At 58.7% G+C, this 26054-nt stretch carries 23 protein-coding genes, 1 tRNA gene and 1 pseudogene; 16 read left to right on the plus strand and 9 right to left on the minus strand.

The features are described from left to right. Positions 1-61: 61 nt before the first annotated feature. Positions 62-922, plus strand: coding sequence for a phosphonate ABC transporter, permease protein PhnE (gene phnE / locus S7A_RS07815; protein WP_009089486.1), 861 nt, complete (start codon positions 62-64; stop codon positions 920-922). Beyond that, positions 919-1803 (plus strand): phosphonate ABC transporter, permease protein PhnE, encoded by an 885-nt coding sequence (gene phnE, locus S7A_RS07820; protein WP_009089488.1) that lies wholly within the window; start codon positions 919-921, stop codon positions 1801-1803. The genes phnE (S7A_RS07815) and phnE (S7A_RS07820) overlap by 4 nt, the downstream gene beginning before the upstream one ends. Here phnE (S7A_RS07820) and S7A_RS07825 read toward each other — a convergent pair. Further along, on the minus strand, positions 1757-4360 hold the full coding sequence (locus S7A_RS07825) for an ATP-binding protein (protein ID WP_009089490.1): 2604 nt from the start codon (positions 4358-4360) through the stop codon (positions 1757-1759). The genes phnE (S7A_RS07820) and S7A_RS07825 overlap by 47 nt on opposite strands. 147 nt (positions 4361-4507) lie before the next feature. Between S7A_RS07825 and S7A_RS07830 the strand changes: the two genes are divergently transcribed. The 4 genes from S7A_RS07830 to S7A_RS07845 all read left to right on the plus strand — a co-directional run bounded on the left by S7A_RS07830 (position 4508) and on the right by S7A_RS07845 (position 8955). Beyond that, positions 4508-6022 carry a sugar ABC transporter ATP-binding protein gene (locus S7A_RS07830; RefSeq protein ID WP_009089491.1) on the plus strand — a complete coding sequence of 505 codons (1515 nt, stop codon included), beginning with the start codon at positions 4508-4510 and terminating at the stop codon, positions 6020-6022. A 10-nt stretch (positions 6023-6032) separates the two neighbouring features. Next, positions 6033-7013 carry a ribose ABC transporter permease gene (locus S7A_RS07835; protein ID WP_009089493.1) on the plus strand — a complete coding sequence of 327 codons (981 nt, stop codon included), beginning with the start codon at positions 6033-6035 and terminating at the stop codon, positions 7011-7013. An 88-nt stretch (positions 7014-7101) separates the two neighbouring features. Continuing rightward, positions 7102-8040 carry an ABC transporter substrate-binding protein gene (locus tag S7A_RS07840; protein ID WP_009089495.1) on the plus strand — a complete coding sequence of 313 codons (939 nt, stop codon included), beginning with the start codon at positions 7102-7104 and terminating at the stop codon, positions 8038-8040. Between the two features lie 231 nt (positions 8041-8271). Further along, positions 8272-8955, plus strand: a complete 684-nt coding sequence (locus tag S7A_RS07845) for a D-lyxose/D-mannose family sugar isomerase (RefSeq protein WP_009089497.1) — start codon at positions 8272-8274, stop codon at positions 8953-8955. A 178-nt stretch (positions 8956-9133) separates the two neighbouring features. Here the strand turns inward: S7A_RS07845 and S7A_RS07850 are convergent, their stop codons facing one another. Then, a complete protein-coding gene (locus tag S7A_RS07850) occupies positions 9134-9877 on the minus strand; it encodes a response regulator (protein WP_009089499.1) in 744 nt (247 codons plus the stop codon). 432 nt (positions 9878-10309) lie between these two features. Here S7A_RS07850 and S7A_RS07855 point away from each other — a divergent pair, with 432 nt between their 5' ends. Next, the gene (locus S7A_RS07855) at positions 10310-11608 is read left to right on the plus strand and encodes an NCS2 family permease (RefSeq protein WP_219854812.1); all 1299 of its coding nucleotides are present in this window, start codon (positions 10310-10312) and stop codon (positions 11606-11608) included. Between the two features lie 762 nt (positions 11609-12370). Here the strand turns inward: S7A_RS07855 and S7A_RS07860 are convergent. Next, a complete protein-coding gene (locus S7A_RS07860; protein WP_009089503.1) occupies positions 12371-13825 on the minus strand; it encodes an AMP nucleosidase in 1455 nt (484 codons plus the stop codon). A gap of 464 nt (positions 13826-14289) precedes the next feature. On the opposite strand from S7A_RS07860, the gene S7A_RS07865 reads away from it, so the two are divergent. The 3 genes from S7A_RS07865 (at position 14290) to S7A_RS21480 (ending at position 17285) form a co-directional block, all read left to right on the plus strand. Next, positions 14290-15699, plus strand: coding sequence for an EmmdR/YeeO family multidrug/toxin efflux MATE transporter (locus S7A_RS07865; protein WP_009089505.1), 1410 nt, complete (start codon positions 14290-14292; stop codon positions 15697-15699). A gap of 179 nt (positions 15700-15878) precedes the next feature. Next, positions 15879-16991: a beta-propeller fold lactonase family protein gene (locus S7A_RS07870; protein ID WP_033736518.1), complete on the plus strand. Its 1113-nt coding sequence runs from the start codon at positions 15879-15881 to the stop codon at positions 16989-16991. A 138-nt stretch (positions 16992-17129) separates the two neighbouring features. Further along, complete coding sequence (locus S7A_RS21480; protein ID WP_009089509.1) at positions 17130-17285, plus strand: hypothetical protein; 156 nt, start codon at positions 17130-17132, stop codon at positions 17283-17285. Positions 17286-17950: 665 nt separating this feature from the next. On the opposite strand, the gene S7A_RS07875 is transcribed toward S7A_RS21480, so the two are convergent. Together S7A_RS07875 and S7A_RS07880 are read right to left on the minus strand one after the other, a co-directional pair. Further along, entirely contained in the window at positions 17951-18361 is a 411-nt protein-coding gene (locus tag S7A_RS07875; RefSeq protein WP_369750591.1) for a YidB family protein, read from the minus strand. Continuing rightward, positions 18358-18618 (minus strand): GlsB/YeaQ/YmgE family stress response membrane protein, encoded by a 261-nt coding sequence (locus tag S7A_RS07880; protein WP_009089513.1) that lies wholly within the window; start codon positions 18616-18618, stop codon positions 18358-18360. The genes S7A_RS07875 and S7A_RS07880 overlap by 4 nt, the downstream gene beginning before the upstream one ends. 240 nt (positions 18619-18858) lie before the next feature. On the opposite strand from S7A_RS07880, the pseudogene S7A_RS21605 reads away from it, so the two are divergent. Continuing rightward, positions 18859-19032, plus strand: a pseudogene (locus S7A_RS21605) (LysM peptidoglycan-binding domain-containing protein); the annotation flags it as partial. 205 nt (positions 19033-19237) lie between these two features. Here S7A_RS21605 and S7A_RS07890 read toward each other — a convergent pair. The 3 genes from S7A_RS07890 to S7A_RS07900 all read right to left on the minus strand — a co-directional run bounded on the left by S7A_RS07890 (position 19238) and on the right by S7A_RS07900 (position 21043). Then, a tRNA-Asn gene (locus S7A_RS07890) sits at positions 19238-19313 on the minus strand. Positions 19314-19416: 103 nt separating this feature from the next. Further along, positions 19417-20193: a DgsA anti-repressor MtfA gene (gene mtfA, locus S7A_RS07895; protein WP_009089517.1), complete on the minus strand. Its 777-nt coding sequence runs from the start codon at positions 20191-20193 to the stop codon at positions 19417-19419. A 172-nt stretch (positions 20194-20365) separates the two neighbouring features. Next, the gene (locus S7A_RS07900) at positions 20366-21043 is read right to left on the minus strand and encodes a hypothetical protein (RefSeq protein ID WP_009089519.1); all 678 of its coding nucleotides are present in this window, start codon (positions 21041-21043) and stop codon (positions 20366-20368) included. Positions 21044-21653: 610 nt separating this feature from the next. Here S7A_RS07900 and S7A_RS07905 point away from each other — a divergent pair. Both S7A_RS07905 and S7A_RS07910 read left to right on the plus strand, forming a co-directional pair. Then, positions 21654-22358 (plus strand): phosphohydrolase, encoded by a 705-nt coding sequence (locus S7A_RS07905; protein ID WP_009089521.1) that lies wholly within the window; start codon positions 21654-21656, stop codon positions 22356-22358. Positions 22359-22431: 73 nt separating this feature from the next. Next, entirely contained in the window at positions 22432-22713 is a 282-nt protein-coding gene (locus S7A_RS07910) for an Arc family DNA-binding protein (RefSeq protein ID WP_009089522.1), read from the plus strand. A 40-nt stretch (positions 22714-22753) separates the two neighbouring features. On the opposite strand, the gene dcm is transcribed toward S7A_RS07910, so the two are convergent. Then, entirely contained in the window at positions 22754-24130 is a 1377-nt protein-coding gene (gene dcm / locus S7A_RS07915; RefSeq protein WP_009089524.1) for a DNA (cytosine-5-)-methyltransferase, read from the minus strand. Between the two features lie 189 nt (positions 24131-24319). Between dcm and S7A_RS07920 the strand changes: the two genes are divergently transcribed. The 3 genes from S7A_RS07920 to S7A_RS07930 are packed head-to-tail and all read left to right on the plus strand — an operon-like array spanning position 24320 to position 26053. Continuing rightward, complete coding sequence (locus tag S7A_RS07920) at positions 24320-24799, plus strand: very short patch repair endonuclease (protein ID WP_009089525.1); 480 nt, start codon at positions 24320-24322, stop codon at positions 24797-24799. 56 nt (positions 24800-24855) lie between these two features. Next, positions 24856-25131 (plus strand): hypothetical protein, encoded by a 276-nt coding sequence (locus S7A_RS07925; protein ID WP_009089527.1) that lies wholly within the window; start codon positions 24856-24858, stop codon positions 25129-25131. 10 nt (positions 25132-25141) lie between these two features. Continuing rightward, positions 25142-26053 (plus strand): DUF808 domain-containing protein, encoded by a 912-nt coding sequence (locus S7A_RS07930; RefSeq protein ID WP_009089528.1) that lies wholly within the window; start codon positions 25142-25144, stop codon positions 26051-26053. Position 26054: the final 1 nt, after the last annotated feature.

Raw genomic sequence — 26054 nt, forward strand, 5'->3', positions numbered from 1 at the left:
CGCCTCGCGGGGAGAGTGGGACGCGGTCAGCGTCCCGCTGCTTTCACGCCGGAGATCCCCCTTGACCGACTTCGAACACTATTACCAGCGCATCCGCCGTCAGCAAAAACGTGACACGCTTATCTGGTCACTGCTGCTGGTCACGCTCTATCTGGCGGCGGGCAGGGTGGCAGAATTTAATCTGCTCACCGTCTGGCAGTCGCTGCCGCACTTCTTTGACTACCTGCATGAGATCCTGCCGGTGCTGCATCTGACGCTGCTGTTTGCCGACGGCAAAACAGAAGGCTCACTGGCCTACTGGGGTTACCGTCTGCCGATCCAGCTGCCGCTGATCTGGGAAACCCTGCAGCTGGCACTGGCGGCGACGCTGCTGGCGGTGGGGCTGGCGGCAGTGCTCGCCTTTTTCGCCGCCGACAATACTCAGACGCCGGTCAGCGTGCGGATGGCGATTCGCGCCTTTGTCGCCTTTCTGCGCACCATGCCGGAACTGGCGTGGGCGGTGATGTTTGTCATGGCGTTTGGCATCGGGGCGATACCCGGCTTCCTGGCGCTGGCGCTGCACACGGTGGGCAGCCTGACCAAGCTCTTTTATGAGGCGATTGAGTCTGCGTCGGATAAGCCGGTGCGCGGCCTGGCCGCCTGCGGAGCCAGTAAACTGCAGCGGATGCGCTTTGCCTTCTGGCCGCAGGTGAAACCCGCCTTTCTCTCCTACAGCTTTATGCGGCTGGAGATTAACTTCCGATCCTCCACCATCCTCGGGCTGGTGGGGGCGGGCGGCATCGGCCAGGAGCTGATGACCAACATCAAACTCGACCGCTACGACCAGGTCAGCATCACCCTGCTGCTGATTCTGATTGTGGTGTCGCTGCTGGATACGCTGTCCGGTCAGCTGCGTCGTCGTGTCACAGGAGAGCGCGCATGATCCGTTCCGTTCCCGCTATCGCGCAGCTGAAGCAGCAGCATCGCGAGTTGTTTGCCGCGCAGCCGCGCTATCTGCGTCGTCTGGCACTGATGGCGCTGGCACTCCTGCTCTACTACCTCTATTTCTTTACGGTGTTCGGGCTGGAGGGATCGCGCCTGCTGGCGGGCTGCCAGCAGCTGGGGCGCTACTTTATGCGGATGTTTGTCTGGCATGACTTCATGAACTGGCCCTTCAGCTACTATCTGTCGCAGGTCGGGATCACCCTGGGGATCGTGTTTGCCGGTACGCTGACCGCCTCGCTGATTGCGCTGCCGCTGTCGTTCCTGGCGGCGCGCAACGTGATGCACGATCGCGCCGCGAAGCCGCTGGCGTTTCTGATGCGGCGACTGTTCGACCTGCTGCGCGGCATTGACATGGCGATCTGGGGGCTGATTTTCGTCCGTGCGGTGGGCATGGGGCCGCTGGCCGGGGTGCTGGCGATTATCCTGCAGGATGTCGGCCTGCTCGGCAAACTCTACGCCGAAGGGCATGAGGCGGTCGAACGTTCACCGGGCCGCGGGCTGGGGGCGGTGGGCGCTAACAGCCTGCAGAAACACCGTTTCGGCATTTTCACTCAATCCTTTCCGCAGTTTCTGGCGCTGAGCCTCTATCAGATCGAGTCCAACACCCGCTCTGCGGCGGTGCTCGGCTTTGTCGGCGCGGGCGGGGTAGGCCTGGTCTACGCCGAGAATATGCGGCTCTGGAACTGGGATGTGGTGATGTTCCTGACGCTGATTCTGGTCGGGGTGGTGATGGTCATGGATATCATCTCCAGCCGCCTGCGCAAACGCTATATCACCGGGAAGCCGGTGCCGCTGTGGCAGCCTGCTGCGCGCGATTAAGCCGTTCGCTGCGCTGCCAGGCGCGCTGTAACGCCTGCACCAGCTGCGCCTGCTGCCAGGGCTTGCCCAGCCGCTCACACAGCGGCAGCGTGACCGGCTGGTGGCGCAGATCCTGACCGCTGATTAACAGCGTGGCGAGATGCGGCCAGTTCTGCTGTGCCTGACGCACCACCTCCGCCCCGTTGATTTCGCCGGGCAGCATCAGGTCGCTGATCAGCAGGTCGATATCGGGTGTCTGGCGCAGCAGCGCCAGCGCCGCTTCGCCGTCGCCACACTCCAGCGTCAGATAGCCCAGCTGGTGCAGATGTTCGCACAGGGTCTGCCGCACCGCCGGTTCATCATCCAGCACCAGCACCAGCCGGTTGCTGGTCACCGCCGGAGGGGCTGGCGGGGGAGGCGGCGCGACCGCTGCGGCAACCGCCTCCTGCGCGCGCGGCAGCAGAAGGCGCACCGTGGTGCCCTGGCCCGGCGCGGTTTCCAGCTCGATCTGACCGCCCGACTGCCGCACAAAACCGTAGACCATTGACAGGCCCAGCCCGCTGCCGCTGCCGGTGGCCTTAGTGGTAAAAAAGGGCTCGAAAACCTGTTCACGCACCTCCGCCGACATGCCGCAGCCCGTGTCAGTCACCTCAATTGTGACCCGGTCACGTTTCTCACTCCCCTCGATCCGTCGCTGATTCCAGATGCGCAGCCGGATTTCGCCGCTTTGCTGCTGCATCGCATCGCGGGCGTTGACCACCAGATTCATCAGCGCGTTCTCCAGCTGACCGGCATCAATCCACGCGGGCCAGCCGGGACGCTGCGCATCAATAATCAGCTGCTGTCCGAGCAGCAGCGAGTGCTGTAATAATCCCTGCAGGTTGTCCACCAGCGTGACCACCGACACCGCGCGCGGAAACAGCGCCTGCTTACGTGAAAAGGCCAGCAGCCGCTGGGTCAGCTGGGCGGCGCGGTCGGCAGCCTGGCGCGCCCGCTCAATCCGGCTGGCGAGCGGGCCGGGCATCAGCTGCCCTTCGGTCAGCGCCAGGCTGCCGATAATCACCGCCAGCAGATTGTTGAAGTCGTGCGCCAGGCCGCCGGTCAGCTGGCCCACCGCCTTCATCTTCTGGCTGTGCTGCAGGGCCTCCTCCAGCGTTTTGCGCGAGGTGCGATCAAGGACGGTGTTCACCATGCCGCGCCGGGGGATCGGGCTGAAGCGCAGCTCCAGCGTCCGGCCATCGGCCAGCCGGATCTCCTGCGGTTCGCCGGGATCGTGCAGATCCCCCGCCAGCGGAGCCAGCAGCTGCTGATAGTGGACGCCGCGATGGATCTCGCGCGGCGCGATGCCGAGCAGTTCGGCATACTGCGCGTTCCACACCACCAGCTGACCCTGATGGTCAAACAGGGCAAAGCCGTCGCGCATCGCCAGAAAGGTGGACTCCAGCTGGCTGCTCTTCTCTTTCAGCAGGCGTGAGGTGTGTGCCAGCGAGGCGGTATTGCGGGCAAAGACGTTGAAGGCCCGCGCCAGTTCGCCCAGTTCGTCGCGGCGCTGCAACCCCGGCACGCCGACGTTCTGCTCACCCTGCGCCAGCCGCGTCATGGCGGCGGCAATCGCCGTCAGGCTCGACCCCAAATTGCGGTAGATGTAGATCCCGGCATAGCCGGTGATCGCCAGCGCCAGCAGCACGAAAAGGGCGATAAAGCCGATGATGGAGTCCAGCTCGCGGTGGGTCGCCAGGGTCCGCGCTTCGCTCTGCAACGCCACCTGCTGCACCGAGGCACGGATATCCTCATTCAGCATCGCCACCAGCGCCTTAATCCGGTAGGTGGCGTAGGCGATCGCCAGATCGCTCTGTTCCAGTGCCTCCGCCAGCGGCAGCAGGCGCTGCTGGGTCGTCAGCAGTCGCGCAATGTTTTCGCCGGTAACGCCCGTCAGCGGCACGCTGCGCCACTGCGTCATTACCTGCTGCAGTTGCTCAATCACCGCAATCGGTGAGGGCGTACGGATGGCGATGCTGAGCAGCCGCTCAGTCTGCTCGCGCAGGGCGCTATCCGGCGCGCGCTGCGATTCCCGCTGCAGCCGCTGACTGATGTGGCCGAGCAGAATCTGCGACTGCCACAGGTCACTCAGCATGTTATTGCGCTGCAGGTGGCGCTGATGACCGGTGAGCAGCAGGCGGTTAATCGTCTGCTCCAGCTCCAGGCTGCGGGCGCGGATACGGGCGATGCGCTCCGGCTGACGCGCGGCCAGCGGGGCGCTGGCGAGCAGGCTCAGCGACTGCTGCAGCGCCTGCTGATTCTGCTGAAGCCGCTGTGATTCGCTCTGATACTCCAGCGCGCCCACCACCTGCGACAGCCGCACGGCTGCCGTCGCCACATTGGCGGTATCACGCGCCAGCGCCAGACTGCCGTTCATGTCCGCCAGCGTCTGCGCCTGTGCCTGCTCCTGAATGGTACCGGCATGGCGAAAACCGACGATCGCCACCACGCTGACCATCAGCGTGACGGCGACCACCAGCAGGTTGAACATCAACAGGCGGCCCCGCGCGCCAGCCTGCCACGGATACGTGCGCTGCATCTCACGCCCTCTTTATCACGGCAACGATGGGCCGAGTATAGGAGCGGGTAGTCGGGTGAATATGACAAATATGAATGGCCGCTGACATTTTCCATTTATCTGGCGTTGCTTAACTGACGGCTATCCACAGTCCGCAGGAGCGAGGCGATGACAGCCACACCGATACTGGAAATGCGCGGCATTACCCGGCGCTTCGGCAACTTTTACGCCCTGAAGGGGGTGGATCTTACGGTCTGGCCCGGTGAGGTCCATGCGCTGATGGGGGAGAACGGCGCGGGTAAAAGCACCCTGATGAAGATTCTGGCAGGGGCCTACAGCGCCAGCGGCGGAGAGATTCTGATCGAAGGCGAACCGCGGGCGCTGAAAGGGCCGAAAGCGGCGCTGGCCGCCGGGATCACCCTGATTTACCAGGAGATTAATCTGGCCCCCAACCTGACGGTGGCAGAAAACATTTTTCTCGGCAGCGAAATCGCCCCCGGCGGGCTGGTGAAGCGGCGGCAGATGGCGGAGGAGGCGCAGCGGGTGATTGACCGGCTTGGCGCGCAGTTCAGTGCCTGGGATGTGGTCAGCCGCCTCAGCATTGCCGAGCAGCAGCAGGTGGAGATCGCCCGGGCGCTGCAGCGCAACAGCCGCATCCTCGTGATGGATGAGCCGACCGCCGCGCTCTCAAACCGCGAAACCGAACAGCTCTTCGCGCTGATCAAACGGCTGCGCAGCGAGGGGATGGCGATTATCTACATCAGCCACCGCATGGCGGAGGTGTATGAACTGTCGGATCGCGTCAGCGTGCTGCGCGACGGCGAGTATGTCGGCAGCCTGACGCGCGATCAACTCAACGCCAGTGAACTGGTGCGGATGATGGTCGGACGGCCGCTCAGCGATCTCTTTAATAAAGACCGGTCGATTCCGCTGGGTGATATCCGGCTGGCGGTGAATCACCTGACCGACGGCGGCAAAGTGCACCCCAGCAGCCTGGCGGTGCGCGCCGGTGAGATCGTGGCGCTGGCGGGGCTGGTCGGCGCAGGCCGCAGCGAGCTGGCGCAGCTGATTTTCGGCGTTCACAAGCCGAAGGAGGGCGAGATCTGGATCGACGGCGAGAAGGTCACCATCCTCTCACCGCGCGATGCGATTGCGCGCGGCATCGGTTTCCTCACCGAGAACCGCAAAGAGCAGGGGCTGTTTCTGGAGATGGCGGCGCAGGAGAACATCGTAATGGCGACGCTGGAGCGGGATGCCAGTTACGGCATGCTCAACCGCCGCAAAGGGCAGACCATCGCCAGCGAGGCGATTGCCTCCCTGAATATCCGCGTGCCGCATGCGCAGGTCCGGGCGGGCGGCCTCTCCGGGGGTAATCAGCAGAAGCTGCTGATCTCACGCTGGGTGGCGATTGGCCCGCGCATCCTGATCCTGGATGAACCGACGCGCGGCGTCGACGTCGGGGCCAAAAGCGAGATCTACCGCATGATGCAGGAGATGGCGCGGCAGGGCGTGGCGATTCTGATGATCTCCAGCGAACTGCCGGAAGTGGTCGGGATGAGCGACCGCGTTTACGTGATGCACGAAGGCACCATCGTCGGTGAGCTGGAGGGCAGCCACATCAGTCAGGAAAATATTATGACGCTGGCAACCGGTGCGCACAGCGCAGCAGCAGGCGGAATCTGAGGAGATCACCATGACACAACTGGCCCGCACCCCCGCGCCCACGCTGAAACGCGCCCTGATGGGCGATCTGCTGCAGACGGTGGGGATCCTGCCGATTCTGATCCTCATCGTGGCGGTTTTTGGCTTCGTTACCCCCAACTTCTTTACCGAAGCGAACCTGCTGAACATTACCCGTCAGGCGTCGATCAATATCGTCCTGGCGGCGGGGATGACCTTTGTCATTCTCACCGGCGGCATCGACCTGTCGGTGGGGTCGATGCTCGGCACCACGGCGGTGGTGGCGCTGGTGGCTTCGCTCGACCCGATGCTCGCCTCCATGACCATTCCGATGGCGCTGGGCGCGGGTCTGGTGATGGGGCTGTTCAACGGCGTGCTGGTCGCCTGGGCTGGACTGCCGCCCTTTATCGTCACCCTCGGCACCTATACCGCCCTGCGTGGTGCGGCCTATCTGCTGGCGGATGGCACCACGGTCATCAACTCCGACATCAATTTTGAGTGGATTGGCAACGGCTACCTCGGCCCGGTGCCATGGCTGATTGTGATTGCCTTCGCGGTGATCGCCCTCTGCTGGTTTATCCTGCGGCGCACCACGCTGGGCGTCCATATCTATGCGGTCGGCGGCAACATTCAGGCGGCACGACTCACCGGCATCAAGGTGGGCGGGGTGCTGCTGTTTGTCTACGGCATGAGCGGCCTGCTCTCGGGGCTGGGCGGTCTGATGAGCGCCTCCCGTCTCTACAGCGCCAACGGCAACCTCGGCGTCGGCTATGAGCTGGATGCGATTGCCGCGGTGATCCTGGGCGGCACCAGCTTCGTCGGGGGCATCGGCACCATTACCGGCACCCTGATTGGCGCGCTGATTATCGCCACGCTCAACAACGGTATGACGCTGATGGGCGTCTCCTACTTCTGGCAGCTGGTGATCAAGGGCGCGGTGATCATTATCGCCGTCCTGATCGACAAATACCGTACCCGTCATCATGTGAGTTAAGGCTGAAAGGCGGAGGCGCAATGTCGCCGCCGCCTCTGTAAAAACGCCATTAAGCGGTTGGCACTCTGATAACAGCAGGAGAAGGTCTATGCGTTTTAATCCGATTGTAACCGGGCTGCTGGCGGCAACGCTGTTCAGCGCCGGGCTGGCTCAGGCAAAAGAACTCAAATCCATCGGCGTCACGGTCGGCGACCTGGCTAACCCCTTCTTCGTGCAGATCACCAAAGGGGCGGAGATGAAGGCGCGTGAGCTGGCGGGGGACAAGGTCAACGTGACGCTGGTCTCCAGCGGCTACGATCTCGGCCAGCAGGTGGGGCAGATCGATAACTTTATTGCGGCAAAAGTGGACATGATTATCCTGAATGCCGCCGACTCGAAAGGCATTGCCCCGGCGGTGAAGCGGGCGCGTGATGCCGGTATCGTGGTGGTGGCGGTCGACGTGGCGGCCGATGGGGCGAATGCGACCATTACCTCCGATAACACCCAGGCGGGCGCGATGGCCTGCAAATATATCTCTGACCGCCTGAAAGAGAAAGGCAACGTGGTGATCATCAACGGCCCGCCGGTGTCTGCGGTGCAGAACCGTGTTGAAGGCTGCATGAACGAACTGAAAACCCATCCCGACATCAAGCTGCTCTCTTACAACCAGAACGCCAAAGGCAGTCGTGAAGGGGGACTGGAGGTGATGACCGGTCTGCTCTCCGCTAACCCCAAAATCGATGCGGTGTTTGCCATTAACGATCCCACCGCCATCGGCGCGGATTTAGCCGCGAAACAGGCGCAGCGCAGCGAGTTCTTTATCGTCGGCGTCGATGGATCGCCGGATGGTGAAGAGGCGCTGAAGCGCAAAAACTCCCTGTTTGTCGCGACCCCGGCGCAGGACCCGCAGGTGATGGCGGCGAAGGCGGTGGAGATTGGCTACGACATTCTGCAGGGCAAACCGGCACCCGAAAAGCCGGTGCTGATCCCGGTGAAGCTGATCGATCGTGACAACATCGGCAGCTATCAGGGCTGGACGGTGAAATAGCCTTTAATGCGGCACCCTCCGGGTGCCGCTTCAGGCTGAATCTGCCAGCTACGCATAACTTTATCGCGCAGGGAACACGGGCAGAGGAGGAAAGCGTCCCGCGCCAGGGACGGCGCGGGACGAGTGGCCAGGGATGGTTTAAACGACTTTCCGATCTGACCGTGTTTCCTGCGCAGGCTCTGTCCTGCAGCTAACCGGGGCAGACTTTGTCAGCACCCTCAGGAGGCCACCATGCAACGTTCAGAGGTCAATCACTACCTGCAGCAGACGCACGAATTTTTCCGCCAGCAGGATGTGCATCTGCCGCCGTGGGCCGATTTCCGATTACGTCAGTGGCGGGCGCAGTCACCTGACGCGATGGCGGAGATTCTGGCACTGCGGCTGGGCTGGGATCTGACCAGTTTTGGCGCGGACGACTTTCTGCAGACCGGGCTGACGCTGTTTACTCTGCGCAACGGTTCGCCCGGCGGACAGCCGTGGCACAAACCCTATGCGGAGAAGATCCTGCACGTGCGAGACGGGCAGCTGACGCCGATGCACTATCATCCGCGCAAGATGGAAGACATCATCAATCGCGGCGGCGGGAATCTGATTGTCGAACTGCATAACCGCGACGGCGCGGCGCTGGCTGACTCGCCGGTCACGGTGTCGCTGGATGGTCTGCGCCAGACCCACGCTGCGGGTTCGCAGCTGCGGCTCTCACCGGGTGAAAGTGTGACCCTTGAGGCGGGCCTCTGGCACAGCTTCTGGGGCGAACCGGGTTTTGGCGACGTGCTGGTGGGCGAGGTGTCGATGCCCAATGATGACGAAAACGACAACGTGTTCCTGACGCCACTGGCCCGCTTCAATCCGCTTGAGGAGGATGAAGCGCCGCGCTGGCTGCTCTGTAATGACTACGCCCGCGGCTTTACCTGACCCTCCCGGACGCTGATCATCCCTTCGCATGGTCTCCGGGATCGGACTGCCTCATCTTTCTTATACTGCGGGCAGGCGGTTCACCAGACAGCCGTGCGTACTCGCGGGTAAACTGCGTCAGACTTTCATCGCCCACATCCGCCGCCACGGCGGCGACATTGCCAGGACGCAGCGCGATTCAGGCGATCTGGCTGGTGCGCGGGGCGGTTTCAGGTTTCATTACGTCAGCCGAAAAGACATAGCCCAGCCCGCGAATGGTGCGAATCAGATCGGGCTGATGCGGGTTGATTTCGATTTTGCGGCGCAGGCGCATGATCAGCACGTCGATGGTGCGGTCAAACACATCCAGACTTTCGCTGTGGGTCAGCTCCAGCAGCTGATCGCGGGTCAGCACCTTGCGGGCGTGACGCACCAGCGCCCGCAGCAGGCTGAACTCGCCCTGGGTCAGCGGCACCAGCTCGCGCTGCGGATTGAACAGCTGGCAGCGACTGTCGTCCAGCTGCCAGCCGCCGAATCGCCAGCCCGCCGGTTCCGGTTCGCTCTGGACAGGGCGTCCGCCGCGCCGCAGGGCCGCCCGGGTGCGCGCCACCACCACGCGCGGATTAAAGGGTTTGGCGATGTAATCATCGGCGCCCATCTCCAGGCCGACCACCATCTCCGCTTCGGAACCCATACCGGTCAGCATGATCACCAGTACTTCGGGACGCTGACGCTGCAACTGCTGCAGCACCAGCAGTCCGTTGGTGTCAGGCAGCATCATATCCAGCATCACCAGCGTGATCTCCGGGTGCGTGCTGAGCATCAGCAGCGCCTCTTTTCCCTGATGACAGCAGTAGACCTTTAACTGATGTTCACCTAACGCATCCTGCAGGACGTCGCAGACAGCAGGATCATCATCCACCACCAAAATCGCTGGCTTCATGGCGCGGCCTCAATGTTACGAAAGAGTTAATTCAGGAGTCTACACAGGCCAGAAAAGTGCGCTGAGGCAGCGTGCTGAAACGTGACACGCCTCGCCCGTGAGTGTGCGGAAGCGTGCGCTGGCGCAGAGTTTTGCGGGGGTGACACAGGGAGGCAGGAAAACGATTGCGCATCCTCGGTGCATTGCACCATAATCGCGCCTCGTTTTGGTTCGGAATTCTCTGAGGGGGCATCCGGCTCTGCCAGGTAATCGATTGCGTCGGCAAGTGGCATGGCAATTGCTTTGGGCAGTGGGTCAGTCAGGGATTTCAGACGATTCCGGCAGGTCAGTATGCAGCGGCCGGTATCCGCGTCCCGAAAACAGAATAATCAGCATGCAACCCCCTTTGGCAAGCGAGACCCACACCGGTGCGGTCTCCTGTATCGAGAGATGATGATGTTAGAAAAACTATTCAAACTCAAAGCGCATAACACGACGGTTCGTACCGAGATTATCGCCGGGATCACCACCTTCCTGGCGATGGCCTATATTCTGTTTGTTAACCCGAGCATTCTGGGCGCGACCGGCATGGATAAGGGTGCCGTATTTGTCGCGACCTGTCTGGCGGCGGCGATTGGCTGTGCGCTGATGGGGCTGATCGCTAACTACCCGATTGCACTGGCACCGGGCATGGGACTGAACGCCTTCTTCACCTACACCGTCGTACTGCACATGGGCTACACCTGGCAGATTGCGCTGGGTGCGGTGTTTCTCTCGGCAGTGATATTCTTTGCGATGTCGCTGTTTAAAATCCGTGAGTGGATTATTGCCAGTATTCCGCTGCCGCTGCGCGCGGGGATTGGGGCCGGTATTGGCCTGTTTCTGGCGATCATTGCGCTTGAAGGCGCAGGCATTGTGGTCGATAACCCGGCGACGCTGGTGGGCATTGGCGATCTGACAAAACCGGGTCCGCTGCTGGCGATGCTTGGCTTTGTGGTGATTGTGGTGCTGGAAGCGCGTCGCGTAACCGGTGCCGTGCTGATCGGTATTCTGCTGGTAACCTTTATCTCTATGGGCATCGGCCTGTCGCCGTTTGCCGGGGTCTTCTCTGCACCACCATCGATCGCACCGACCTTTATGCAGCTGGATATCGCTGGCGCGTTTAACGTCGGCCTGGTCAGCGTGATTTTTGCCTTCCTGTTTGTGGATGTGTTTGATAACACCGGCACCCTGCTGGGCGTCACCAAACGCGCCGGTCTGGCGGATGAGCAGGGTAACGTGCCGAAGATGGGCCGTGCGCTGATTGCTGACAGTGCGGCTGCGCTGTTTGGTTCACTGCTGGGCACCTCAACCACCACCAGCTATGTGGAGTCGGCGGCGGGCGTGAGTGCGGGTGGCCGCACGGGCCTGACGGCGATCGTGGTCGCCGTGCTGTTCCTGCTGGCGCTCTTCTTCTCGCCGCTGGCCTCCAGCGTGCCGGTCTATGCCACCGCGCCCGCGCTGCTGTTTGTGGCCGTGCTGATGACATCCAGTCTGGCGGATATTGACTGGAAAGATATCACCACTGCTGCCCCGGTGACGGTTACCGCGCTGACCATGCCACTGACCTATTCCATCGCCAACGGTATCGCCTTTGGATTTATCACCTGGACGCTGGTGAAGCTGCTGAGCGGTCGCGCCAGAGAGGTCAATGCCGCGCTGATTATCCTGTCGATTCTGTTTGTAATTAAGCTGGGCTGGCTGAGCGCCTGATGGTGGCCTGGCGGCCGGGGACGTTTCACCTGGCGGTTGGGAGTTATCACCTGGCGGTGGGCTGGCTCTGAGAGGGTTTCGCCCGCCAGGCGTGAGGGAGTTTCAGCCTGCCCGTGCAGGCGGACGCGTCAAGGGGCGGACGCCCGCCCCTTAACAATCCCGGCGTCCGGCAGCCTCCGCGCCCCGCGTTGCGGGGTGCCTTCGTCACGCCCTGCGGCCGACGGACCGTCCGGACTCGCCATCCCTGGCTCGTGCCGTCCTCTCGCCGACGTCCTGTCGGCTCATCCTGGCCTCCGGTTGCTCCTCAGCGCGCCGGATGCCTCTCCCCAGACACCCCCGCCTTTGATATCTTCGTTTTTCCTGAATGGAGCGTTGTCTGTTTGCACCGAAGCCAAAGACATTCTTTAAAACTCACCGCAGTAAAGTTCTTAACAGTAGAAGAAGAGATAACAGCGGGGAGGGAGGCCGTCTGAGCCGCTGAGCGGATGAGGGATTTCAGGACGAGCGACAGGGATGTCGCGAAGAGGCAGGTTCGCGCCAGGGATGGCGCGTCCTGCCGGTCCGTGAGAAATCCGGAAGAAGCGAAGGGACCGCGGAGCGGCGGTGAAGCAGGCCGGAGCCCGGGGTCAAGGGGGCGCGGCGACTGGCGCCCCCTTGTCGGTCGCCTGCAGAGGCGAAGCTGAAACTGCCCAACCTGTTGGGCGAACGAAACCTGCTCAGACTCCGCCCGCGCAGCGAACCCCAAGCCCGGCAGCAACACTCTTACCGGAAAGGCGGCTCATTAAACGTCCGCAGCTTCCGCGAATGCAGCTTGTCACCCTCGGCGCGCAGCAGTTCTACCGCGTGGATACCAATCTGCAGATGCTCCGAAATCGCGCCTTCATAGAAGCGGTTGGCCTGACCCGGCAGCTTGATTTCACCGTGCAGCGGCTTATCGGAGACGCACAGCAGCGTGCCGTAAGGCACCCGGAACCGGTATCCCTGAGCGGCAATGGTGGCGCTCTCCATATCGACCGCCACCGCGCGGCTCAGGTTAAAACGCAGCGCCGACGCAGAGTAGCGCAGCTCCCAGTTGCGGTCATCCGTGGTCACCACGGTGCCGGTACGCAGCCGCTGTTTGACCTCTTCACCCGGCATGTTGCTCACCGCTTTGGTGGCGTCATACAGTGCACGCTGCACCTCGGCGATGCTCGGCACCGGGATGTCAGGCGGCAGTACGCTGTCGAGCACGTGGTCGTCGCGCAGATAGGCGTGAGCCAGCACATAGTCCCCAATCCGCTGACTTTCGCGCAGACCGCCGCAGTGACCAATCATCAGCCAGGCGTGCGGGCGCATGACCGCCAGATGATCGCAGATGGTCTTGGCATTCGACGGGCCAACGCCGATGTTAATCAGCGTAATGCCACGACGGTTGGGTGAGGTGAGATGCCAGGCGGGCATCTGGTGCTTCTTCCACGCCAGATCGGAGAGCATCGCCTCGCTGTCAGCCGTGTCGGCCGTCAGCACCACGTCCCCGGCGCAGGCCAGGCTGTCGTAGGGTGTCTCCGGGTCGCGCACCTGCTCGATCGCCCAGCGGACAAACTCATCAACATAACGGGTGTAGTTGGTGAACAGCACAAACGGCTGGAAATGTTCCACGCTGGTGCCGGTGTAGTGGCGCAGACGGGCCAGCGAGAAATCGGTGCGCAGCGCGTCGAAGTGGGAGAGCGGGAACTGAGCGTCGGCGTGGAACAGCCCGTCGGTGGTCTCATCCCCAATCTGCGACAGCTCGGTGGTCGGGAAGTGGCGTGCGATTCCGGCGCTCATGGTGCGATCCAGCGAGAGATCGGAGCCGTCAATCACGTAAGGATAGGGGATCTCCTGGCGGGAAGGCACCACGTCAATCTCCAGCTCATACTCCTTCTCCAGCATCGCCAGCTGTTCCGCAATGTAGTGGCGCAGCAACGCCGGGCGGGTAATGGTGGTGCTGTAACTGCCGGTATGCGTAAAGCGTCCCCAGGCGCGCGTGCGATTCTGCTGCGGGCCGTCACCGCGCCAGGTGATGCGCAGCTCCGGGTAAACAAACAGTCCCTGCTCCCGGGCGTCGGCATCGGGCAGCGTGCCGTTTTCGGTAAAGGTTTTAATCGCCGCACGCAGTGCATTGACCGCGCCACTGTAAAGGCGTTCAAGTTCATCCAGCGCCTGCTGGCTGGTCAGGTTTTTCCGTAATGTCGGCATGGTTTCTCCTTCCATTTTTTTCCGCAGTTTGCCCCAAGCTTAGCGGGTTTGTTGCAGAGATTGGTGAAGAATGTGTGATCGCCTTTTTTTTGCGCGAACCCGGCGGATAATCTGAGCAGCGTGACCGGATGCGCCCGTGAGCGGCGCTAAAAGCTCATAAGAAAATCTTCACGATCCAGGCCGGGGTTTTGTTTACGCTGCCCGCATTATAAAGGCGAAAAGAGGGCAGAATGGGTATCCGCTCGCTCGCGCTGTGCGTTCGTAACGTCGGGGAAGTAAACAGGATTGCTACAGCGGGCAGGGCGACGGGGCAGAAAATGCCGTGACAGCCCGAAAAAGTTTGTAACGATGATTAATTTGTCCCGGAAAGACTTTGCATATTTCTCTGCCCACTATCATCATTAGAACTCCTGTCCAGTCTCTTCTGATTTGGTAATCCTTTGCAAAATCCCGGCGTAGCAGTGATGCAGGCGATCAGGCGCACGGCGTGGTACCCGAAACGTCGCGCTTATCGCACGCTCTACTGGCGTGAAATATCGCCATTAGCAGTGCCTATCTTTTTCGAGAACGCCTGTGTGCTGTTGATGGGCGTACTGAGCACCTTCCTGGTCAGCTGGCTGGGCAAAGAGGCGATGGCGGGCGTGGGCCTCGCCGACAGCTTCAACATGGTGATCATCTCGTTCTTTGCCGCCATCGATCTCGGCACCACGGTGGTGGTAGCGTTCAGCCTGGCTAAACGCAACGGCAAGCGCGCCCGCGCCGCCACGCGTCAGTCGCTGGCCATGATGACGATACTCGCCTTCGTATTGGTGATCGCCATCGAGTTCTGGGGGCATCTGATTATTGATGCGATTGCGGGATCGGCCGAACCCAAAGTCAAAGCGCTGGCGCTGAGCTACCTGCAGACCTCCGCCTGGAGCTATCCGGCTGCCGCCATTACCCTGATTGGCAGCGGGGCGCTGCGCGGCGCAGGCAACACCAAAATCCCGATGCTGATTAACGGCGGCATGAATATCCTTAACATCATCATCAGTAGCGTGCTGATCTACGGCTGCTTCTCCTGGGACGGTTTAGGGTTTATCGGTGCCGGGCTGGGGCTGACCATTACCCGTTATATCGGGGCAATCGCCGTGATTTACGTGCTGATGATCGGCTTTAACGCCTCCCTGAAAATCACCCTGTCGAGCTATTTCCGGCGCTGGAACAGCAGCATCCTGATGGAAGTTTTAGGTATCGGCGTGCCTGCCAGCATCGAGTCGGTGCTGTTCAACGGCGGTAAACTGCTGACCCAGGTCTTTGTCGCCGGGATGGGCACCAGCGAGATTGCCGGTAACTTTATTGCCTTCTCGGTGGCGTCGCTGATCAACCTGCCGGGCAATGCGCTAGGGTCCGCATCGACCATTATTACCGGCACCCGGCTGGGTAAAAATCAGGTCTTTCAGGCGGAGCGCCAGGTGCGGCATGTTTTCTGGCTGGCGACGATCTGTCTGAGCGCGATAGCGCTGATGACGGTGCCGCTGGCCGGATTGCTGGCGCGCTTTTACACCAGCGATCCCGAGGTGATAAACGTGACGAAACACCTGCTCTGGCTCAATGCCCTGTTCATGCCGCTCTGGGCCGCCTCCTGGGTGTTGCCCGCCGGACTCAAGGGCGCACGCGATGCGCGCTACACCATGTACGTGTCGATGTTCAGTATGTGGGGCGCGCGCGTGGTCGCGGGCTATCTGCTCGGCATTGAACTGGGCATGGGCGTCACCGGCGTCTGGCTGGGGATGTTCCTCGACTGGACGGTGCGCGGCGTCTTCTTCTGGTGGCGACTCAACAGCGGCAAGTGGCTCGATCGCTATCGTCAGATGCTCGCTAAAATCGGCTAGCGGCCTGCTCACGCCTTCTCCGGTGCGGGGAAGGCGTGGCGCATTCCGGTCTGAAACACTTCCGCCGTCACATCTCCAGACTTTTACGCTACCGTTCAGGCAGTTGCACAATGCGCGACGCGCCCGGTCTGGCTATCGTCCTTCGGATGCCCGGACCCGATAATCAGAAAGGTGATTCTATGAACCGTTTTAAAACGGCGCTGGCACTTTTGCCGCTGCTCTGTAGCCCGTCAGTATGGGCAACGACCTTTGTTTATGTTTCGAATGCGGAGTCGGGCACCGTCTCCCGCTATACGCTTAATGAGGCCACTGGCAGCCTGCACTGGCGCGGCGAGACCCCCGCCGGGGGAAAGATTATGCCGCTGGCGGCCAGCCCGGATGGCCAGCACCTCTATGGCGCACTGCGCAGCCCACCTTACGCCATCGTCAGCTGGCGCGTGACCCGTCCGCATGGCGATCTGCAGAGAATGGCGGTGACACCGGTCGCGGCCAGTTTTCCGTGGATCACCACCGACAGGCGCGGTCACTTTCTGCTGGCGGCCTCCTATGACAGCGATATCGTCACCAGCAACCGGATCGATAACCAGGGCAGAGTGACGGAGCAGGTCACGGGCGAGGTGAAGACCGGGCCGCACGCCCATTCCGTGATCACCGACGTCAGCAATCACGCCCTGTACGTCGGCAACCTGGGCACCGATCGGGTGCTACAGTATGCCTTCAGTGACGATGGCGTCATCACCCCGCTGGGTAAAGGGTTCGTTCAGGGCGAGAAAAACAGCGGGGCGCGGCATTCGGTGATCTCACCGGATAATCGCTTTGTCTATAACCTCGCGGAGATGAGCGGCACCATCACCCAGTTCCGGCGGGCGGCGGATGGCTCCCTGACGGCGTTGAAACGCTGGCCGAATGCGGTGGCGAAGCGCTATAACCTGCAGCACGGCGAGCAGCGCCCGGCGGGCTACAGCGATCCCACGCCACGTATCTGGGCGGCAGACATTCACATCACGCCGGACGGGCACTTTATCTATGTGACCGAGCGGACATCCAGCACCGTCAGCGGCTACCGGGTCGATAAAGCGTCTGGTGAGTTAACGCTGATCGGCAGCTGGCCGGTGGAAAAACAGCCGCGCAGTATCGCGATTGATGCACAGGGAAAATGGCTGATCGTCAGTGGAGAGAAAAGCGCAGTGATAAGCAGCTACGCCATCGATCCCGCCAGCGGCGAGCTGAAACGGGTGTCAGAAGCTCCCGCCGGTAAAGGGGCTAACTGGGTTACGCTCATCGCGCAGTAAAGCGGCGCCATCCGGTTGGTGGCTGGCCGGGCAGGGCGCGTTATGCCAGTTCCGGCATAAGCAGTGCAGAAATTTTTGGTTCAGATCCGGCGGATAAGCAGGTTTACTCAGGGCATCAACTGATGCGGAGAGTCTGAGATGAAACAGAAACTGAAAGCCTGGTTTGAACAACTGCTGAGCGGCCCTGCGGCGGATGACGCCGGGCGCGATATTAACGTCGAACTGCTGCTGCCGCTGAGCCAGCTCTATGGGCTGGAATATTACCCGGCGGTGCATCGCTACCATGAAAAATAGTGGTTGTTCTCTTCCCGGTTAAAGGCCCGCTTACTGAGCGGGCCTTTTTGCGTCTGGTGAACAGCAGAAACTTTTCCGTGTTGCGGGCTCAGCGGGATGGCGTATCAGATAAACCGTTTTTCGATTAAGTACAAATCTTTTTGGTGCGAAGCGTTTGCTGCTGATGAATCCCTACACAGGTAGTTGAGTCTATCTAATCACGCACGCCACCATCACGTTGGTTGACGGAAAGAAGCAGACTAATTTCCTGGCTTACACTATGTGTGGGAGCCGGTAAGCTATGTTTTAAAAATGATTCTGAAATCCTACCAACAAAAGCTGAAACAATCAGTCTGAACAGGCGTATTCAGGGTTAACTATGTCTATAGAAGAGGTAAGAAAGGTTGACTCGATTGGCATCCCGTATGATAACCAGGAGACTGTATCCAGATAATTTCGGACCATCTTGCCCGGAACGCGCCTGGTGAAGAGCCATTTGATCAGTAAACCCCCTGTTTCAGGATGAACAAGGCGGAAGAATATAAATTTTCCTGGGTAGCTGAATTTGAATAATTTATAAAATTACGTCACCATAATATTCAGTGCTTTTTTACTTGCTACTCCAAAATCCAGAAGATAAAAGCCTGCCACTACTACGAGGCTTTTATCTTCCTTTTATCTCATCCTCAATGCATCAACTGGCTAATCACACCGGTCACGTCGAATTTTTTGTTAACGACACCTTCCGCTGAAGCCTTGTCCACCAGCTGAGGCAGGTATTTCACCAGCAGATTCAGTGCATCATCGGTGTTGATACCCATCCGCGCAGCCAGTTGCTCAATCGCTTCTGAGTGAATCATCTTCTGCACCATGTCACGGCTCAGGGCAACATTCTCCTCATTGCCGAGCCAGGAGTTCACTACCTCACTGTACTCACCACTCTGAAGATGGTTCACAATCGCGTGTAAACCGCCTTGCTGCTCAACCCACTCCAGCACACCTTTCACTTCCTGACTGGTCTGATTATTCAGGCCGCACATGGCCAGCACCTGATCCAGTAAAACCATTCCGTTATTCCCCGATTTAAAAGATTTCAAGACTGCCTGCAGGCTCTGATTTTATGAATGATGAACAGCACGATAACTGATCCCGCTGTCGCAATAGCAATGCTGTATATATTGAAACCGCTGACCTTGCCAAAGCCCAGAAAGGTGCTGACAAACCCGCCAGTCAACGCACCCACAATACCGAGTATCATGGTCATGAAAATACCCATATGTTCCTTACCCGGCATAATACATCTGGCGATGATGCCGGCCAGCAACCCAAATACTACCCATGACAATAGACCCATTTCCTGCATCCTTTATTTTTTATTAATCCTATCAGCGTTTAACTGTGGTTTAATTCGTCAATTAAGAGCGGTTGTATCGTACGCCGCCTGCCTTTTATCTGGCAATGATATTTTCTTAATTAAATTAAACGTATCGGAAACAACGGGAGAAGAATTATGAGCATTCTGGATAGTATTAAAAATATAGGTGAGGAGTTGTTAAATACCGATAATAAGAATGTTGAAAATAAGCCTGATATCACCGCAGCAGGCAAGCGAACCTACACGGTAAAATCCGGTGACACGCTCAGCGCCATTGCAAAAGCATTCTACAGCGATGCCTCTCATTATATGAAAATCTTCGAGGCCAACAAAAATATTCTCAGCAGTCCGGATAACATCGTGCCAGGTCAGGTGTTGATTATTCCGGAATAATCAGCAGCCAGCAGTTCACAGAGCGTGGCCTGCTGGTATTTATTTGCCGCTTACAGTGATAAAGGATTTCTGACAGGGCAGAGAGCATTTACGGTGTTCTGGTTTAGTCAGCGTTGCGAGAGAACAGGGCTGTTGAAGTGAACAAAGAGTGGGGCATCTGAAAAGCAAAAAAGCAGCTATCCGGGGATAGCTGCTTTTTCTAATCTGGCTCCTCTGACTGGACTCGAACCAGTGACATACGGATTAACAGTCCGCCGTTCTACCGACTGAACTACAGAGGAATCGTTGGAACGAGGCGAATATTAACGGGGTCGCCCCGAGGTGTCAACAGCAAAAAATACATTATCATTCAACTGGCTAGGATTAACACAAAGCGATCGCGATTTAAGCAATTTGTACGCTGTCAGTGGCGATTCGGCTCAGGGGATCCTGCTGATAGAACTGACGCAGATGCTGATACATGGCCGGAAAGCGCTCAGCCAGCAGAACCGGAGCGGTAAAAAAGTATTCGGAGAGTACGGCGAAGCACTCAGCCGGATCGCTGGCGGCGTAGGGATCGATAGTCGCCGCCTGTTCACCGACCAGCTCGACTTCACTCTCTATCTCCGCCATCGCAGCATGTAAATCCTTTTCCCATTGCGCCACGTCGCGCAGCGGGATCACCGGCACGCCGCTGGTGTAGCCACTGCCGCGCGCATCAAGTTTGTGGGCGACTTCGTGGATCACCAGATTGAAGCCAGAGAGATCGAAAGAGTCCTGAATATCGAGCCAGTTAAGCACCACCGGCCCCTGCGTCCAGCTCTGACCGGCGTGAACGGCAGGCGCACTGTGAACCAGCCCATCCTCATCCTGCCACTGATCGTCCACCTTAAACGGCTCTGGATAGATCAGCACATCATGAAAACCGTCCAGCCACTCCAGACCCAGTTTCAGCACCGGCAGAGAGAAGAGCAGGGCGATGCGCACGCTGCGCAGTTCATCCAGCGCTGTTCCTTCCAGCGGCACCAGCTTCTTCTGTTGCAGGAAGCGTTGCGCCAGCGCTGTAAGCGCCTGCTGTTCGTCTTCACTGAGCAGGCTGAAGATAGGCTGGGCCAGCCCCTGCTGCCAGGGCAGCGCAGCCAGAAGGGTGTCGTTTTGCGTTTTCCAGGGCCATTTAAACATCGCAACTCCTGCACAGAACCGGACTCTTTCGCTATCCTGACGCGCCAGATATAAAAATGCCAGCATCGAATGCTGGCACCTTTGATCCGGCTGCAGGCCTGAGGGCTGTCTATTCAACCCGTTAGCGCGGCCGTTGTCTGTGATACAGCCCGCAAAGCGCAGGGCTGAATGGCTAGTTGCGACCCACCCGCTGAAACTCAATCACCCAGACCCAGGGATTCACTTCCCAGCTGGTCGCGCCATACTGTTTTTGCCAGGCTTTGCGATAGGCCTCTTTCGGCGATTCTGAGTTCACGTTCATGGTGAAGAAGTTATTGAGGAAGTGCGAATCGGTCTGTACGCCCTCCGCCATAATGTCATCTTCGCTGATATCCTGAATCTTCTCAGCGCGAACGCCGGTGATCTCCAGATTGATGCGGCTGGCCCAGCGCGGCATGTGGATGGCGGTCTGCCAGCCAAACTCTTCCGCTTCCGGGGTGCTCATCGCGTGCTGACCCAGCTCATTGCTGTCGGCGCGGTACTGACAATATTCCGGCAGGCGGAACGGCGTCGGGTCACGCTCATATTCGGCCAGATCGTTCTCCGGCACCATCGGACCGCGCCAGGTTTCACGTACCCACAGCAGATCACCCGGTTTACCATAAGGACAGTGATAGCTGATGTCGCTCATCGACATCAGTTTATAGCCGTGCAGATGATTCGCACTGACATCAAAAGCGTGTACGCCTTCATGATGATCCTGACCCGGACCAAAAGCCTGAGTTTTCATAATGCGCCGGGTTTGCGTTTGCTGGCCAACCAACAGGGCACGGACACGCTGTTCGGAAAAAAGAATCGGCCGTTCTTTCATGGAATACCTCTTGTTATTAGTAAAACCCGGTTACTGCTGTATACGTCCATTTGCTTCACATCTCATAACTATCATAAAAGCTTTAAATCATTTTGCTTAATAATTTGTCGCCTGACAGTCACTTTAAAATTGTCACAGAGGTAGTCAGTATTCCGCAAAATGCAAAAAGTGCACCAGAGCTTATCATGCAACCTTCGCCAGACGACGAATAGCCGGGATACAGTACGTTATAACGGTAAAAATGGGAACCTTTTCAGATTTTTTCCCCTGTCAGCGGCCACACTTTTACAAATAATGACGTGACAAAAGCCTCTTCCGTACCCTCTGGCAAGGCTATCCTGTTCAGATTAAACATTACCCCCGTTAAACTAATCTTCTTAGCCACAATTTATTAAGGAAAGGCTGAAAACCGATGAAATTGCGGTTATTGTCTGACAGAGATGCTATACAGATGATCCAGATCTCATTTTTCTGCCGGAAATTGCTGGCAGCCCCGCTCTTATCAACCGCTCTGTAAAAAAAATGTCATTAGCCAGTCGCTATGATGGCCTGACGTTCGCGCACCGATCACGACAGAGAACTGCTGTCGATCACCACAGGGAGATAGACTATGTCACTTACACTCTGGCAATCCCGTTATGAAAGCTGGTTTCAGGCGAACTGGGTCCATGACGACGGCGCGCACGATATCGCCCATCTGCGCCGTGTCTGGATGAGCGCACAGCGTATCCTGAACGGTACTCCCGCTGATCCGCTGGTGGTGCTCACCGCCTGCTATTTTCACGATGTGGTCAATCTGCCGAAGAATCATCCGGAACGTCATCTGGCCTCCACCTATGCCGCCACGGAAACCCAGCGCATCCTGCAGCAGGATTTCCTCGACTTCCCGGCTGAAAAGATAGAGGCGGTGATGCACGCTGTGAAAACCCACAGTTTCAGCGCCGGTATCCCGCCTCAGACCCTGGAAGCGAAAATCGTTCAGGATGCTGACCGGCTGGAATCGCTGGGCGCCATCGGTCTGGCTCGGGTTTTCTATACCGCCGGGGCCCTGAACCGTCCGCTGTTCGACAGTCAGGACCCGCTGGCAAAAGATCGCGAACTGAATGATGCGCTGTGGACGCTGGATCATTTCCAGAAAAAGCTGCTGCGTCTGCCGGAAACGATGCACACGGAAGCGGGGCGGATGCTGGCTGAACATAACGCAGATTTCCTGGTGCGCTACATGGCGAAACTCTATGCAGAGCTTCAGGGAAATCTGGTGGGAATGGACGAGGCCGTACTGCGGGATTTCACGCCGCTGCGCAGTGAATATTAAATTTTTATGACAGTATGTTAATCGAAACGGTCATCCGGTAGCGTGTCAGCAATAACAAAAAAGGAGCTGCCTGATGACCGAAACTGTTAATTTAACGATTAAAATTGATCCTGAATTAAAAGAAACGATTAAACAGCTGGCGCTGGAAAACCAGATTTCCATGAGTCAGGAGATTGTGCAGCGGTTGCAGGCCAGTCTGGAAACGCATCCGCATCCGGCGATTGATAATCAGGACACTACCGAAGCGGCGGCGGAAGCCTCAGCCGCTTCTGATGCACAGGCCGATGGATTAAGCGCCAGCGAACTGAAACAGATACGGTTGCTGCTGAAAAAGCAGAGCAAGAAGAAGAAATAAACATGAAACCCGTCGCCAGACGGGTTTTTCTTTTCAGGAATCAGGGTTTCAGCTGACGGATATGGGGCAGCAGCAGCTGCGCTACCGCGGCGAACACCGGGACCACCACCGAGTTACCAAACTGCTTGTAAGCCTGCGTGTCTGAGACCGGGATGCGGAACGGCTCGTGGCCCGGTACATCAAAGCCCATCAGCCGCGCACATTCGCGTGGTGACAAACGGCGCGGTCTGCGCGCCATGTTTGCGGCATCGTGAAACTCCGCTTCCCCCAGCGCGCTGTCCCAGCCGCGGTCAATCAGGATCTCCGAGCCATCTTTATAGTAGCGCGCCGACAGGGTGCGCACGCAGCAGTGCGGATTACGCGGATCGTTGAGGCCAAAGCCAAAGCCATTGCCTTTCGCCTTATGCTTTTTCGCATACTGATAGAGATAGCGCCAGAGCACCGGCGAGAGGATATATTTGTCATCCGGGTCGCTCTCCAGCAGGCTCTGCAGCGCAGGGACCTGAGCCGGGAAGAAGCGGCGGATATCGCGCAGGGTGAAATCCTGTTTTTTCAGGTCACGGCGGATCCCGACCAGCACAATCCGTTCGCGATGCTGCGGCAGGAAATGACGCGCATCGATCACTTTGGCATCCGGGCTGGTGTCACCGGCATCCGCGACGTCATAGCCCAGTTCATCCAGCGTCTCCATGATAATGGCGAAGGTGCGGCCCTTATCGTGACTCTTGAGATTCTTCACATTCTCCAGCACGAAGAAGGGCGGTTTCTTCGCGGCAAGGATGCGCGCCACGTCGAAAAACAGCGTCCCCTGCACCTGGCATTCAAACCCGTGTGCGCGGCCCAGCGCATTCTTTTTGCTGACACCCGCCAGTGAGAATGGCTGGCAGGGAAAGCCCGCCAGCAGCACCTGATGTTCGGGGATGGCAGCATCGATAGCGCGATAGATCGCCTCATCGTCGCTCAGGCCCGCTGGCTGTGTGACCTCACGGATATCGGTATTGAAGTGATGCTCCAGCGGATCGCTGTAGTGGTTAGCTTTATAAGTGCGAACCGCCTCTTTGTTCCATTCACTGGTGAAGACACACTTACCGCCTATCGCCTCAAATCCTTTGCGAATGCCGCCAATCCCGGCAAAGAGATCGATAAAGCGAAATTCAGGATTATCATAATGGGCGGGCCGGGCCGGCAGCAGGTCCTGCAGCAGAAGCTGTTCGGCTTCACTCAGCGGCGGCACGGCGCATTTGCCCTGGCGGATCCGGTTCAGGAGCGCAGGGCTCCACCGGGAGAAACCCGCCTGCTGCAGGCGGGCCGTAAGATCACGAACCGAATAGATTGCCAGGACCTGCTGTAAGCGATCGGACGCTTCAGGAAGTGAATGTGCAGCAGAAAGTGGTTCAGCGAGGGCGGCGGGATGCATGCGTTTTTCCTTAACAGTGAGGCGCCTATGCTATCACTCCTGAGGCAGTGAGGAAATTGCCCCGATGTGCCCTGAGCCGGCGCGCCGGAATCGTCTGTTTTTACGGCGCACGTTATGAAGGTTCGGTTGCCAGCTTTCGCTTTTCGTGGCGCAGACTAAAGTTGAAGAACCAGCAAAAAAGGAGAGGCTATGGCTGATGTTCACTCCAGCGAAACACGCAGCAAAAATATGCGTGCCATTCGCGCTCAGGATACGGCCATTGAGCAACGTATTGCGCTGTTGCTGAAAGACCGGGGATTCAGCTTTCGTGTGCAGGATAAAAACCTGCCGGGACGGCCCGATTTTGTTCTCAACGACCAGCAGGCGATTATTTTTGTTCATGGCTGCTTCTGGCATCGCCATCACTGCTACCTGTTTAAACTGCCGGCTACCCGCACAGAGTTCTGGACGGGCAAGATTAACAGCAATGTTGAACGTGACCGGCGCTATGTGCAGCAGCTGCAGGCGAGTGGCTGGAAAGTGTTGATCATCTGGGAGTGCGCGCTGCGCGGCAAACTGCGGCTGGCGGATCAGGATCTGCTGGAGCGGCTGGAGGAGTGGCTGCTGGTCATGCCGGAGAGTGCCGAAATCGACCATCAGGGCATTCATCATTACAACGCTGATTGCTAATCAGAGTCATAATTGATTAGATCGACCTTTTCTCCGTGGCCAGGAAGGAGCCTGAGATGAGCAGCATAAAACTGACGGTAAAACGCCTTTACCAGCTTCGCGACGAGCGGATGGTGAATACCCGCGCCACTGCGCGGGTCTACAGCGGCGACAGGCTGATTGCCACGGAGGAGATCACCGGCATGACCGAAAGCCCGGTCAGCAAATACCTGCATGCTGAAGGAACAGCAGGCGAGACGATTCGGGTGGAGTGGGAATGTGAGGGCATCGCCGACATGACCGTAACGGAAATTGAGCGCTGCCCATGTTGTCAACATAACGAACCAGACTAAGGATACAATTTTGGCGGGAACCAGTTTACTGACTTTACTTGATGATATTGCAACACTTCTGGACGATATTTCCGTCATGGGGAAAGTGGCGGCGAAAAAAACGGCCGGCGTGCTGGGCGACGATCTGTCGCTGAATGCCCAGCAGGTCACCGGCGTGAAAGCCAACCGGGAGCTGCCGGTAGTATGGGGCGTGGCGAAAGGATCGTTTCTGAACAAACTGATCCTGGTGCCGCTGGCGCTGGTTATCTCTGCGTTTGCGCCCTGGCTGATTACGCCGCTGCTGATGCTGGGCGGGGCCTATCTCTGCTATGAAGGGGTCGAGAAGGTGATGCACAGCCTGCAGCATGACAAGCAGAGCAAATCGCCGGAGGCGCGCCAGCAGCGGCTTGATTCACTGGCGAAGCAGAACGCGGCAGAGTTTGAGAAAAAGAAAATCAAAGGCGCAGTGCGCACCGATTTTATTCTGTCGGCCGAAATCGTTGCCATTACCCTGGGCATCGTTTCCGAATCGCCGCTGCTCAATCAGGTGATTATCCTGGCAGGCATCGCCATTCTGGTGACCATTGGCGTCTACGGCATCGTGGCGGCCATCGTAAAAATTGATGATCTGGGCTTCTGGCTGCGGGAGAAATCGTCGCGCGTTGCGCAGGGCATCGGCAGCGTGCTGCTGGCGGCGGCACCCTGGCTGATGAAGATCCTTTCGGTCGTGGGCACCATCGCCATGTTCCTGGTGGGCGGCGGCATTGTGGTGCATGGCATTACGCCGCTGCATCACCTGATTGAAGAGGTCAGTGCTGGCTTCAGCGGCTGGATTGCGACGCTGCTCAGCAATGGCGCGAACCTGGTGCTCGGTTTTATCATTGGGTCGATCGTGCTGTTAGTGGTCAACCTTATTGCCAGAGTGCGTGGAAAATCGGTATAAA

The organism is Pantoea sp. Sc1 (genome assembly GCF_000255315.1).
Taxonomy (GTDB): Bacteria; Pseudomonadota; Gammaproteobacteria; order Enterobacterales; family Enterobacteriaceae; genus Pantoea; species Pantoea anthophila.